The organism is Microvirga sp. (genome assembly GCF_014699075.1).
Lineage (GTDB): Bacteria > Pseudomonadota > Alphaproteobacteria > Rhizobiales > Beijerinckiaceae > Microvirga.
In genome coordinates this window covers 1-12,624 of the sequence record NZ_JACXAB010000022.1, presented here as the reverse complement: position 1 = coordinate 12,624, position 12,624 = coordinate 1, and the positions used below count along the sequence as shown (strand labels likewise).

General features: G+C 63.1%; 12 protein-coding genes. 2 read left to right on the top strand and 10 right to left on the bottom strand.

The window, feature by feature from the left end; all coding sequences use genetic code 11:
- Positions 1–8 precede the first annotated feature (8 nt).
- The 6 genes from IC232_RS21360 to IC232_RS21335 all read right to left on the bottom strand — a co-directional run bounded on the left by IC232_RS21360 (position 9) and on the right by IC232_RS21335 (position 4,882).
- On the bottom strand, positions 9–359 hold the full coding sequence (locus tag IC232_RS21360; RefSeq protein ID WP_190846975.1) for a cupin domain-containing protein: 351 nt from the start codon (positions 357–359) through the stop codon (positions 9–11).
- Positions 360–377: 18 nt separating this feature from the next.
- Complete coding sequence (gene kduD, locus IC232_RS21355; protein ID WP_190846974.1) at positions 378–1,136, bottom strand: 2-dehydro-3-deoxy-D-gluconate 5-dehydrogenase KduD; 759 nt, start codon at positions 1,134–1,136, stop codon at positions 378–380.
- A gap of 10 nt (positions 1,137–1,146) precedes the next feature.
- The gene (gene kduI, locus IC232_RS21350; protein ID WP_190846973.1) at positions 1,147–1,983 is read right to left on the bottom strand and encodes a 5-dehydro-4-deoxy-D-glucuronate isomerase; all 837 of its coding nucleotides are present in this window, start codon (positions 1,981–1,983) and stop codon (positions 1,147–1,149) included.
- Positions 1,984–2,006: 23 nt separating this feature from the next.
- The gene (locus IC232_RS21345; protein WP_190846972.1) at positions 2,007–3,287 is read right to left on the bottom strand and encodes a TRAP transporter large permease; all 1,281 of its coding nucleotides are present in this window, start codon (positions 3,285–3,287) and stop codon (positions 2,007–2,009) included.
- Positions 3,288–3,291: 4 nt separating this feature from the next.
- Positions 3,292–3,831, bottom strand: coding sequence for a TRAP transporter small permease (locus IC232_RS21340; RefSeq protein WP_190846971.1), 540 nt, complete (start codon positions 3,829–3,831; stop codon positions 3,292–3,294).
- 70 nt (positions 3,832–3,901) lie between these two features.
- Entirely contained in the window at positions 3,902–4,882 is a 981-nt protein-coding gene (locus IC232_RS21335; RefSeq protein WP_190846970.1) for a TRAP transporter substrate-binding protein, read from the bottom strand.
- Between the two features lie 192 nt (positions 4,883–5,074).
- On the opposite strand from IC232_RS21335, the gene IC232_RS21330 reads away from it, so the two are divergent.
- Together IC232_RS21330 and IC232_RS21325 are read left to right on the top strand one after the other, a co-directional pair.
- A complete protein-coding gene (locus tag IC232_RS21330; protein WP_312895216.1) occupies positions 5,075–5,755 on the top strand; it encodes a GntR family transcriptional regulator in 681 nt (226 codons plus the stop codon).
- A gap of 106 nt (positions 5,756–5,861) precedes the next feature.
- Positions 5,862–6,920, top strand: coding sequence for an MBL fold metallo-hydrolase (locus IC232_RS21325; protein ID WP_312895215.1), 1,059 nt, complete (start codon positions 5,862–5,864; stop codon positions 6,918–6,920).
- Between the two features lie 18 nt (positions 6,921–6,938).
- Here IC232_RS21325 and IC232_RS21320 read toward each other — a convergent pair whose 3' ends face one another.
- The 4 genes from IC232_RS21320 to IC232_RS21305 all read right to left on the bottom strand — a co-directional run.
- Positions 6,939–9,179 (bottom strand): xanthine dehydrogenase family protein molybdopterin-binding subunit, encoded by a 2,241-nt coding sequence (locus IC232_RS21320; RefSeq protein ID WP_190846968.1) that lies wholly within the window; start codon positions 9,177–9,179, stop codon positions 6,939–6,941.
- 12 nt (positions 9,180–9,191) lie between these two features.
- Positions 9,192–10,208: an FAD binding domain-containing protein gene (locus IC232_RS21315; RefSeq protein WP_190846967.1), complete on the bottom strand. Its 1,017-nt coding sequence runs from the start codon at positions 10,206–10,208 to the stop codon at positions 9,192–9,194.
- Positions 10,205–10,720 (bottom strand): (2Fe-2S)-binding protein, encoded by a 516-nt coding sequence (locus IC232_RS21310; RefSeq protein ID WP_190846966.1) that lies wholly within the window; start codon positions 10,718–10,720, stop codon positions 10,205–10,207. Before IC232_RS21310 ends, IC232_RS21315 begins: the two co-directional genes overlap by 4 nt.
- A 481-nt stretch (positions 10,721–11,201) precedes the next feature.
- A partial coding sequence (locus IC232_RS21305; protein ID WP_190846965.1) for a hypothetical protein occupies positions 11,202–12,624 on the bottom strand: 1,423 nt, incomplete at its 5' end.

Genomic DNA, 12,624 nt, shown 5'->3' with positions numbered 1-12,624 from the left:
GGAATCCGTCACGCGTCCGCTGCAACGAAATCGTCCCGCATCGGCGTAAAGACATCGAGGAGAACGCCGGCCTCAACGGCAACCGCTCCATGGACGGCATTCGGCGGGACAAGGAAGCTGTCGCCCTGCCTCAGCCGTTCGGTGCGGCCGTCGATGGTAACGTCGAAGACACCCTGCTCGACCAGGCTGCACTGGACGTGCGGATGGAAATGGGGAACGCCGACGGCTCCCGCCTCAAAGGCCACGCGCACCATCATCACGCCCGTGTCGTAGGTCAGCACCTTGCGGCGGATGCCCTCTCCTGCAGCCTCCCAGGCGGTTTCACGGTCGAAAGCGAAGGCTAAACCTTTGCGAGTCATGATCGTCTCCGAAATGATTTACCGGGCAAGCCATCCGCCGTCGACGGGCAGGACGATGCCGTGGATGTAGTTTGCTGCAGACGAGGCTAGGAAGACGGCGGCGCCGCCGAGGTCAGCCGGGTCGCCCCAGCGGCCCGCGGGGATCCGGCCGAGAATCTCGCTGCTGCGCTTCGGGTCGTTGCGCAGAGCCTCGGTGTTGTTGGTGACGAAATAGCCCGGCGCGATGGCGTTGACGTTGATGCCCTTCGACGCCCACTCGCAGGCCAAAAGCCGCGTGAGGCCGGCAAGTCCGCTCTTGCTTGCCGTGTAGGAGGGAATCCGGATCCCGCCCTGGAAAGACAGGAGCGAAGCGATGTTGATGATCTTGCCGCCCTGTTCATCGGCCATCATTGTGCGCGCCACAGCCTGGGACAGGAAGAAGGTGGACTTGAGATTGACGTTCATCACGTCGTCCCAATCCTGTTCCGTGAATGCGATGGCATCGGCCCGCCGGATGATGCCGGCGTTGTTGACGAGAATGTCGACGCGGCCGGTCAGAGTGACGGCGTCAGTGACGATGCGCTCGATCGGCTCGAGGGAGGACAGGTCCGCCTGCACGCTGTGGAACCCAGTGCCTGCCTCGCGACACAGGCGCTCCGTCTCGTCCATGCTGGAGCGGCCGACCGCCACGACGGAAGCGCCGGCTTGGGCCAGCGCCACCGCAATACCCTGACCGAGGCCCGTGTTGGCCCCAGTGACGAGAGCGGTCTTGCCTGTCAGATCGAAAGAGAACGTCATCGCCATGTCCTCAGCGTAGGGCGTCCATGGGCACCATGTCCATGTCGGTGAAGTCCTGGTTGTCCCCGCCCATGGCCCACACGAAGGTGTAGTTGCTGGTGCCGACGCCGGAATGGATCGACCAGCCCGGCGAGAGGATCGCCTGCTCGTTCGACACGACGAGATGCTTGGTCTCGTCGGGCTCACCCATGAAGTGGAACACGCGCGTGTCGGGCTGCATGTCGAAATAGACATAGACCTCTGAGCGCCGATCGTGGAGATGAGCCGGCATGGTGTTCCACATGCTGCCCGGCTTGAGTTGCGTCATGCCGAGAACGAGCTGCGCCGAACGGCAGACCTCCGGATGGATCATCTGGAAGATGGTGCGGACATTGCCGTTCGCCGCATCACCGAGATCCACGCGGCGGGCCCGATCGAGGCCGATCTTCACCGTCTCGAAGCGGGCGTGCGCCGGGGTGCTGACGAGATAGAATTTGGCCGGGCTTGCGGCGTCAAGGCTCTCGAAGCGCACGTCTTTCGTGCCCATGGCGATGTAGAGCGCATCGCGGGGCGCAAGATCATGAACGGTTCCATCCGTATGGACGCGCCCCGCACCACCGAGGTTCACGACGCCGAGCTCACGCCGATCGAGGAAATTCGGGGAGCCGATCTGCTTGTGCGATTCCAGCTTGATGGCCCCCGAGGTCGGGGTCACGCCGCCGACCACCAGACGGTCGATATGGCTGTAGGTCAGCTTGACCTCACCCGGAACGAAGAGCGTCTCGATCAGGAAGTGGCGGCGCAGTTCGGCCGAGCTGAAATGACGAACGGCCTCGGGATGGCAGACCTGCCGGATTTCGATGGTCATGATTGCCTCTTTCAGTAAATGGATCAGCGGAACAGGGCCGGCAGCCAGAGCGACAGCCCAGGAATGTAGGTGACGAGGAGCAGCACGAGGACGCTCGCGCCCAGGAACGGCCAGATGGTCTTCATGGCCTCGCCAATGGTGATCTTGCCGACCGCGCAGCCGACGAACAGAACGGATCCGACCGGCGGCGTGTTGAGGCCGATACCGGCATTGAGAATCAGGATCACGCCGAAATGCACGGGATCAATGCCGAAGGCCTTGATCACCGGTAGGAAGATCGGCGTGCAGATGATGATCATCGGCGCCATATCCATGAAAGTGCCGAGCACCAGCAGGATGACGTTGATGAGGAGCAGAACGACGATCGGGTTGTCCGATACGGCCTTCATCAGGGCAATGGTGGCCTGCGGCACCTGCAGGAAGGCCATGAGCCAGCCGAACGCGCTGGCGGTGCCGATGACGAGGAGCACCATCGCGGTGGTGCGCACGGCACCGAGGGTCGCCTCGACGAAGTTCTCCCAGTTCATCTCGCGGTAGACAAGGAGCGTGACCAGCAGGGCATACACCACCGCGATGCACGAACTCTCCGTCGCGGTGAACACGCCGGAACGCACGCCGCCGAAGATGATGAAGATCAGCAGGATGCCCGGCACCGCAGAGGCGAAGAAGTAGGCCAGCATCCGAAAGCCTGGAAACGGATCGGCCGGATAACCGCGGCGCACGGCCACGACATAGGCCGTGATCATCAGGGCCGCCGCCAGGAGGAACCCGGGCAGGACGCCCGCCGTGAAGAGATCCGCCACCGAGATCGTGCCGCCCGCCGCAATCGAGTAGATGATCATGTTGTGCGACGGCGGGATCAGAAGCGCGATGATCGCGGCGTTCACCGTCACGTTGACGCTGTAATCCTTGGCGTATCCCCGCTTCTCCATCTGCGGGATCATGATCCCGCCGATGGCGGACGCATCCGCGATGGCCGATCCGGAGATACCGCCGAAGAGCGTCGACGCCACGACGTTGACCTGTCCGAGCCCGCCGCGCAGGTGACCGACAAAACCGGCGGCCAGACGGATCAGGCGGTCGGCGATGCCGCCCCGCATCATGAGATCACCGGCATAGATGAAGAACGGGATCGCCATCATGGCGAAGGCGTTCATGCCTGAATTGATCTGCTGGAACACCACGACGGGCGGCAAGCCCATGTAGAGAATGGTCGCAAGCGACGCGATGCCGAGGCAGAACGCAACCGGCGTGCCGATGAGAAGGAGCAGCGTGAAGACGCCGAACAGAACCCACATCTCCATGGCGTCAATCCTTCACGGCAACAAGATGAGGCTCGTCCACGCGCACCAGCGGCACGTCTTCTCCCAGGGAGAGGAGGCGAACGAACTTTTCCAATGAAAAGAGGGCGATCAGGGCACCGCCGAATGCAAGAGGGACATAGTCGAACCCTTGCGGGATCGGCAGACCGGGCATCGCCGCCGACCAGGTCTCCACGGCAAGCTCAGTGCCGTACCAGGCCATGGCTGCGCCAAAGACAAAAACCAAAACTTCCGTGACTCCGAGCATCAAGCGCCGCAACCCTGGGGGAGCATAGTGAAGACCGATCTCGAAGCCGAGATGGTTGCCCTCCCGCACCCCGACAGCAGAGCCGAGAAGAATGAACCAGCTCATCAGCAGGAGGGAGGCCGGCTCGGTCCAGCTCGGCGACTGGTTCAGCACATAGCGTCCGAACACCTGCCATCCGACGAAGACTGTCATTAAAATGAGCCCGACCCCGGAAATCCAAAGCGCCGCACGGTTGATAGCAGCAAGAATTCGGGACAGCGCGGCAAGACCATCGCGCATCGATCAAAATCTCCAGAAGGAAAAAGGGGCCGGCCGGAGCCGGCCCAGGTTGGTTCGGGAGGAACCGAACTCAGTTCATCGCCTGGATGCGGGACACGAGGTCCTTCACCTTCGCGTCCTTGGCGTACTTCTCGTAGACGGGCTTCATCGCGTCGATGAAGGGCTGCTTGTCCACATCGTTGATCTGGCTGCCGCTCGCCCGGATCTTCTTCTCGGCTTCCTTCTCGCGGGCTTCCCAGAGCTCACGCATCTTCGCCACGGACTCCTTGGCGGTTTCGCGTACGGCCTTCTGGTCCTCGGGCGAGAGCTTGTCGAAGCTCTTCTTCGACATCACCAGCACTTCCGGCGACATGGAATGCTGGGTGAGGGAGTAATACTTGGCCACTTCGAAGTGACGGAAGGAATCATAGCTCGGCCAGTTGTTCTCGGCTCCGTCGACCACGCCGGTCTGAAGCGCCGAGTAGACCTCTCCCGGAGGCATCGGGGTCGCGTTGGCTCCGAGTGCATTGATCATGTCGAGGAAGAGGTCGGACTGGATCACCCGAACCTTCATGCCCTTCAGGTCGGCCGGCGTGTTGATGGCACGCTTGGAATTGTAGAAGGACCGGGCGCCCGAGTCGTAGAAGGCGAGCGCCACAAGGCCATGAGGCTCGAACGCCTTCAGGATCTGTTCGCCGATGGGCCCGTCCATGGTCTTGCGCATATGGTCGACGGACCGGAAGATGAAGGGCAGGCCGGGCACCAGGGTCTCGGGAATCAGGTTGTTGAACGGCCCCATATTGATCCTGTTCAGGTCGATGACGCCGAAGCGGGTCTGCTCTATGGTGTCCTTTTCCTGACCCAGCTGGGCGGAGTGGAAGACCTGCACCTTGTACCGGCCGTTGGTTTTCTTCTCCAGCAGGGAGCCGAAATGCTTGACTGCCTCGACCGTTGGGTATCCATCCGGGTGAATGTCAGCCGAGCGCAGCGTGGTCTGGGCGCTGGCCGTGCCGCTCAGCAGTGCGGTGCACAGACCAAGCGCAGCAGCGGCGAATGTCCTTTTCGTCAGCATCGTCTTCTCCTTGAGCGTCCTCTGATGATTTCTTGTTTTCAGACCCAGCCTTCAGCCGGATCGTCACCCGCCCAGGAGCCCTCAAGCCCATGGGACGGAGCCAGAAGCTGTCTGTCGCAGCCCTCTGGTCGACGATTGTATGGTAGTATACACTAATATATGACGCAACTCGCCAAAAGAATGAGATCCATTGTGAACAGCCCCTTTCCTACCGGTCATGGCTCTGCGGCCCAGCGCATCGAAAGCGAGTTGCGTCGCCTGATCATCGCCCTGGAGCTCCCGCCGGGCAGCCGGCTCTCCGAGCAGGACATCGCCGAGCGTCATGGCGTTTCCCGCCAGCCGGTCCGCGAGGCCCTTATCGGCCTGGCCAAGACGAGGCTCGTGGAAATCCAGCCCCAGCGCGGCACGACGGTGGTGAAGATCTCGGTGCGGAAAATGATGGAATCGCGCTTCGTCCGGGAGGCGATCGAGACCGCTGTGGTGCGCCGGGCCTGCTCCTCGTTCGACACGCAGAGCCGGGAAAGGATCGATGATCTTCTGGAGTTGCAGGCCCAAGCCGCCAGCCGGGACGATCATGCGGCCTTCCAACGCTATGACGAACTGTTCCACATCGCGCTTGCGGAAGGAGCCGGCTGCCCTCTGGCCTGGGAGGCGGTCCAGGATATCAAGGCCCATATGGACCGGGTGTGCCAGCTCACCCTTCCGAGCCCGGAGGCGATGCTGCCCCTCATCGACCAGCACCGGGCCATCATGGCTGCGATCGATGCCCGGGACGAGGATGCGGCTGCAGACGCGATGCGCCGCCACCTCACGGAAATTCTGCGGGCCCTGCCGCGCGTGGAGGCGGAGCACCCGGAGCTCTTCAGCGCATGAGCGAGCAGATTTAGGCCCGGGAGAACCCGATCTCCTCCTTGTGATTGTTCAAGCTCCAGCCAGACCGTAAGCTCCTGTCACCCTCGCATTCCCACTGGAGCAGGACGTGCTGTCGCGCAGACAAGTCGTAAACCTGATCGGATCCCTCCCGTTCATCGGCACCGCCTCGGGAGCAAAGGCCCGGGAGGGCGGCTTCTACTACAGCGGCCCGCCGAGCGATCACTTCGACGGCCAGCGCTTCTTCAACCCCAGTGGCGAGCCGTCCCGCGGGTTCGGCGACTTCCTGCGCTGGCGGCTGACCAAGAGCGCGGCACCATGGCCGGAGCCCTACCCCAGCCCGTTCCAGGACACGCCCCCGGCTCGCGTCGGGCGACGCGACCTGCGCATTAGCTTCGTTGGGCACGCGTCCTTCCTGATCCAGATCGCCGGCCACAACATTCTGACAGACCCGATCTGGTCCGAGCGCGCCAGTCCTGTGCCATTTGCCGGACCGCGGCGCTACAACCCGCCGGGCATCCCGTTCGATCAGTTGCCCCGGATCGACACGGTGCTCATCTCGCACAATCACTACGACCACATGGACCTGCCCACCCTCGCGCGCCTGTGGCAGCGCGACCGCCCGCGGATCGTGGCGCCGCTCGGCAACGACGCCATCATCCGCACCCATGATCCAGGCATCGCCGTCACGGCGATGGATTGGGGCGACCGCATCTCGCTTGGCTCCGATCTCCAGGTGTTCGCCGAGCCGGCGCATCATTGGTCCGCCCGCGCCACGAACGACCGCAACCATGCGCTCTGGGCCTCCTTCATGCTGCGCGGCGGCGGCCGTTCCGTCTATTTCGGCGGCGACACCGGTTTCGTCGGCGGCAGGCATTTTCAGGGCATCGCAGCGCGACACGCCGGACCGGATGTGGCGCTGCTGCCCATCGGCGCTTATGAGCCGCGCTGGTTCATGGCACCCAACCACATGAACCCAGAGGATGCGGTGCGCGCATTCGGCATTCTCAAGGCCAAATCGGCCTTGGGCTATCACTGGGGAACGTTCAGGCTCACGGATGAAGGCGCCGATCAACCACCTCGGGACCTCGCCAGGGCTCTGCAGGCACGGAACATCCCTGCGCGCCGCTTCACGGCCATGAGGCCGGGACAGGTATGGACCGCCTGATCGGCAGTTTTACCAGCGTCATGATCCAAGAATCTTGTCCACGGTGATCGGGTAATCGCGGATGCGCTTGCCCGTGGCATGGAAGATCGCGTTCCCGATCGCCGCGGCAGTGCCGACGATGCCGATCTCGCCCAATCCCTTGATGCCCATGGGATTGAGCTTGTCGTCATGCTCGGAGACGAAGATCACGTCGATGTCGTGAATGTCCGCATTCACGGGCACGTGGTACTCGGCCAGATTGTGGTTCATGAACCGCCCGAGGTTGTGATCGAGCAGGGATTCCTCTTCGAGAGCCATGCCCATCCCGAACACGATGCCGCCGATGATCTGGCTGCGCGCGGTCTTGGGATTGAGGATGGTGCCCGCGGCCACTGCGTTGACGATTCTGGTCACCCGGACGATGCCGAGTTCTTCGTCCACTCTCACCTCGGCAAAGACGGCGGAATGCGAATAGCCGGAATAGCGCATGCTAGTCATCATGCCCGGGGCTGCCTTCTCCTCCGCTTCAACCTTGTCGACGCCCCGGGCGCGCATGATGTCGGTGAACGAGATTCCTGTCTCCTGATCATTCGTCAGCACGATCCGCCCGTCCGCGAAGGAGACATGCTCAAGGCTTGCATTCGCCAACGGCGAGCCATCCATCTCACGGGCATATTTGAAGAGAGTCTCGCGCACGCTCCGGCAGGCGACTTGCACCGCCGTTCCGGCCGAAGCGGCTGTCCATGACCCGCCTTGAACCGGAGACTTCGACAAGCTTGAGTCGCCAATCCGCGTCGTGACCTTGTCTATGGGCACTCCCAACGTGTCGGCGGCAATCTGCGTCAGGATCGTGTAGGTGCCCGTTCCGATATCCGACGTAGCGGTTGAGACATCAAGATGGCCGTCAGCGCCGAGCACTGCCCGGGCGGCCGTCTTCTGCATGAAGGCCTCCCAAACACCGGTTGCCATGCCCCATCCGACGAGTTCCCGCCGCTCCCGCATGGAACGCGGCTGCGGATTGCGCTTGGACCAGCCGAAGCGCTCGGCACCAAGCTGGTAGCAGGCTCTCAGCTCCTTGCTGGTGAAGTCTCTCTTGTTGGCCTCGTCCACCTCGGTGTAGTTCCTGAGCCGCAGCTCGACAGGATCGATGCCGGCAGCATAGGCCAGTTCGTCCATGGCCGTCTCGATGGCGGTGACGCCGGTCGCCGCGCCGGGCGCACGCATGTCGCTGGGCGTATAGGTATCGACCTGAGCCAGACTGTAGGTCAGCTTGACGTTGTCGCAATGGTAGAGAAGGTTCGACCAGTTGACGATGACCTCCTGGTAATCCTCGAAGGATGAGGTCGTCTGGACGGCATCGTGCATGATGGACTGGAGCGTTCCATCAGGATTTGCACCCAGCGATATGGTCTGGATGGCTTGCGGCCGATAGCCGAAGGTGAACATCTGATCGCGGGTCAGCACCACCCGGACCGAGCGCTTGAGCTCCAGGGCTGCCATGACGGCGAGGAAGAGCTGGTATTGCGGACGCAAGCCCGAGCCAAAGGCCCCGCCGACGAACGGCGACACGACGCGGACCTGATCGCTGGAGAGGCCGAATACGCCTGAGACGTAGCGCTGGCTGTTCTGAACGCCTTGCGTCTTGTCGTGAATGGTAAGCTTGCCATCCTCTTCATAGATGACGGTGGAGGCATGGGGCTCCATCGGATTATGGTGTTCGATGGCAATCCGATACTCGGCGTGAACTTTCACGGGCGCCCGAGCGAAGGCCTGATCGGCGTCACCGCGCGGACTGGGCGGCGGCGTGACGCCCGACCGCTTCTTCGGCGGCACATAGGCCTCGCTCCGCTTGATGTCGAGATCCGTCATGTGAGTGTCAATCTCGTACTCAATACGCACCAGGGAAGCCGCATGGGCTGCTATCTCGAACTCGTCCGCCACCACGAGGGCAATCGGTTGGCCGCTATAGACGACCTGTTCATCGTAAAGCGGACGGAAGGGAGAACCGGGCGGAGCGACATCGTCCCGGTAATTGCGGTTAAACCATGCGGTGCGAGGCCGGTTCTCGTGCGTGAAGACCTGAACCACGCCCGGTATGGCCAGGGCAGCCGAGGCATCGATCGATGTGATCCGCCCCTTGGCGACCGCGCTCGAGATGACGATCCCATAGGCGAGGTCCGGCGCATCGAACTCCGCGGCATAGCGCGCCTCGCCCGTGACCTTGGCGCGCCCATCGACCCGGTTCTGCGGAGCGCCGACGTAACCATGAGCTTTCAGCATCCGTCCCGTCCTTTACCTGATGCGCTTGTCGGTCTGGGATTGCGGCGTTCCCGCAGCGGCCTGCGAGAGGGCGCGGACGATCCCGCGCCGGGCCAGATCAATCTTGAAGGCATTGTCCTCGAAGCCTTTGGCCTCGCGCAGGATGTGATCGGCGACACCCGCAAAAAGCTCCGCACTGGCAGGATGCCCACGCAGCATCGCCTCGGCATCCGGATCGCGCCAGGGCTTGTGGGCAACCCCGCCGAGGGCGAGCCGCGCCTCCGCGATGGTGTTCCCATCCATGCGGAGCGCAGCCGCGACGGAAACCAGCGCGAAGGCATACGAGAGGCGATCACGCAGCTTCAGATAGGTGTGGTGAACCCCGAAATCCGTCCGCGGAAGCTCGACGGCCGTGATGATCTCCCCATGCTGCAGCGTGGTGTCGATCTCCGGCCTGTCGCCCGGCAGGCGATGGAACTCGGAGATCGGGATCGTGCGCTCGCCATCGGGTCCCGCGACGTGGATGACAGCCTCTAGAGCCGCGAGAGCCACACACATGTCGGAGGGATGCGTCGCGATGCAGTGATCGCTGGTGCCCAGGATCGCATGGATGCGATTCCGCCCGAAGGTTGCCGGACAGCCTGTGCCGGGCTCGCGCTTGTTGCACGGCGTGGCCGTGTCATAGAAGTAGTAGCACCGGGTACGCTGAAGAAGATTGCCGCCGGTCGTCGCCGCATTGCGCAATTGCGGCGAGGCGCCGGCAAGGATCGCGCTGGCGAGCAGCGGATAACGGCTCCGGACAAGGGCGTCATGAGCCACGTCGTCATTGGTCGTCATGGCGCCAAGGCGCAGCCCGCCACTCTCGGTTTCCTCGATGGTGTTCAGGGGAAGGCGCGTGATGTCGATGAGACGGGTCGGACGCTCCACATTGTACTTCATCAGATCGACGAGGTTCGTTCCGCCGGCGATGAAGCGGGCGGACGCATCGGCGGCTGCCGCCTTGACGGCTTCCTCGATACTGCCGGCCCGCAGGTAGGAAAAGCGGTTCATTGCGCTGCCTCCGTGGTCGAGCCCAGCACCTGCTCGATGGCGTCGACAATATTGGTGTATGCGCCGCAGCGGCAGATGTTGCCGCTCATCCATTCGCGAATCTCGTCGCGGGTGCGCGCCCGGCCCTCCTGAATGAGAGCGACGCCGGAGCAGATCTGGCCTGGGGTGCAGTAGCCGCACTGAAAGGCATCATGATCGATGAAGGCTTGCTGCAGGGGATGCAGCTCGCCGTCTACGGCAAGCCCCTCGATGGTCGTGATGCTCGCGCCGTCCTTCATGACGGCAAGGGCCATGCAGGAATTCATCCGCTTGCCATCGATCAGCACCGTACAGGCGCCGCATTGCCCATGATCGCAGCCCTTCTTGGTTCCCGTCAGGCCAAGATGATCGCGCAGGAGGTCGAGAAGGACGGTCCAGGGCAGGACCTCCACCGTTCTGGTTTTGCCGTTGACCGTGAGGGTGACCGGTACCTTGTCGAGCGCGGGCGATGGATGATTCTGGATTTCACTCAATCGAAACCTCCCTCGGCGCGACAGAGACCGACCGCCATGCTGGAGAGCGATCAGGCTGAGGTGAAATCACCGCCGACCTACATCGGAACAGGGAGCACACGGGTGCATTGGTCGGCAGTGGACGTGATCCAACGGCCCAGATCAGCCAGGGTTCCGGCCACCTTGCACGGCAGGTGAGCGCTATCTATTTGGGTGATCAAGCCTTGAGCCGGGAACGCATCGGTCGCCTGTGCTTTCCCAAAGGAGCAATCCACCGATGGAGCTCCCATGTCTGACACGCCAAAGCCTTCCGACCAGCCGCCCGATGTCCCGGGTCCCTTGCCCGAACTTCCATCGCTAGATCCTTTTGAGCCCTTAGAGGACGACAAGCCCGCCGACGAACCGACTCCTCCCGTGGATGTGCCCATCGTGCAGCCAGGCACCCAATAAGACTTCTTCGGCAGGACAGATCCCTCGGAGGCTCCCTCCCGCCGGGCAATCGTCAGGACCAGTTCATCCGGGAGGCATCGACCTGAAGATCGTCGATGGTCTGAATATGGTCAGCAGCCGGCTGGTCGAGATTAGGTACCGAATGGGACGCAGCCGAGGAGGGATCACCGTCGATCTGCTCCGTCCATGAGGCAGTCGCGGCGTGGCTCATGTCAGCCTCCTCATCGGACATCAGGAGGATCATGTCCGATCCGGCACTGTTCTGCACGGTATCGGAGCCCTGCCCTTGTGGTGCCACAGGTTCGGCTTCGTCAATCACCACATCCACGGATTTTCGCGTCGAAGAGGCGCCCTCGCTGTCGGACAAGACGACCCCGATGCTGCGGGTTCCGGCTGTTAGGCCGGATTGAGCGCCGCTCTCGAGCATCAGGGACTGCAGCACCGCGGCGTAGGTTTCGGGTGAGGCATGGCCGCTGAGAGTCAGCGTACCCGTCTCGCCGGCATAGGCTCCTCCCACGAGTTCGATGCCGGTGTCACCAATCATCGTCCTCCCGTTCTCGCTGTGCAGGGTGAAACCCTCAAGATCGAGCCTGTCGCCCGGCTGTGCGCCCGAGAGCGTGATGACAGCGCCGCCGAGCTGCGTGCTGTCGATATCCGTCGCATGTGCAGTGCCAATGACCTCCGCCTGGTGCTCACCGGCCTCTGCGTGTTCCGCAGCGGTCAGACTCAGCTCGGGCGCATCGTTCACCGGAGCGACCGTCACCGTGAACGGCTTGCTGCTTGTGGCGGTTCCTCCTGAACTCGTCTCGGTGCTGGTGGCCTGAACCGTCAGGTTCAACGTGCCATTCCAATCCGCCGGAGGCATCAGCTTGAGACCCTGCAGATCTCCGCTTGGCACCCGCCATTCGCCTCCACCCCGTGCCGTTCCGGCTGACAGCATGAACTTCTCGGGAATGCCGAAGATGCTCACAACCATGGACTCAGATCCATCTGCATCGGTGAGAGCGGCTGCGAGGTCGAGCGGGATGGCGCTGTCCTCCTGACCTGTCGCATCCCTCGCCGTCACCTGCGGCGCATCGGCCACCGCCGTAACGCTCACCGCATGGCTACCCGTCACCGTCCGGCTGACGCTGGTGCCGTTGCCCGTGTCGATCAGCGTCGCCCTGATCGTGAGGGTGAAGTCCGCATCCGAGTGCTCAGCCGGATGCACCGCCACCCGCCCGGCCCGCAGGTCGGCGGTGGCCACCTGCCATACGCCAGGGCTCAGCTCCGCGCCCTGGCTCAGCCGCGCGCCTGCCGGCACGCCCGACACCTGAGCGAACTCAGACCAGGTCTCCGACGGATCGGGCGAGGCAAAGACCGGCTGGAGCACGATGGCCGTGTCCTCGGCACCTGTGCTGGAACCTGCAATGGTGCCGGCATCGGCCACCGGATCGACCCCCACCGTGAAGCTGGCAGAGGTGCGGGCGTTCGAG

Excerpts from the sequence above, each read along its gene's own strand:
- IC232_RS21340 (WP_190846971.1), bottom strand. The coding sequence starts at position 3,831 with ATGCGCGATGGTCTTGCCGCGCTGTCCCGAATTCTTGCTGCTATCAAC.
- IC232_RS21360 (WP_190846975.1), bottom strand. The coding sequence starts at position 359 with ATGACTCGCAAAGGTTTAGCCTTCGCTTTCGACCGTGAAACCGCCTGG.
- kduI (WP_190846973.1), bottom strand. The coding sequence starts at position 1,983 with ATGACCATCGAAATCCGGCAGGTCTGCCATCCCGAGGCCGTTCGTCAT.
- IC232_RS21335 (WP_190846970.1), bottom strand. The coding sequence starts at position 4,882 with ATGCTGACGAAAAGGACATTCGCCGCTGCTGCGCTTGGTCTGTGCACC.
- IC232_RS21345 (WP_190846972.1), bottom strand. The coding sequence starts at position 3,287 with ATGGAGATGTGGGTTCTGTTCGGCGTCTTCACGCTGCTCCTTCTCATC.
- IC232_RS21315 (WP_190846967.1), bottom strand. The coding sequence starts at position 10,208 with ATGAACCGCTTTTCCTACCTGCGGGCCGGCAGTATCGAGGAAGCCGTC.
- kduD (WP_190846974.1), bottom strand. The coding sequence starts at position 1,136 with ATGACGTTCTCTTTCGATCTGACAGGCAAGACCGCTCTCGTCACTGGG.
- IC232_RS21320 (WP_190846968.1), bottom strand. The coding sequence starts at position 9,179 with ATGCTGAAAGCTCATGGTTACGTCGGCGCTCCGCAGAACCGGGTCGAT.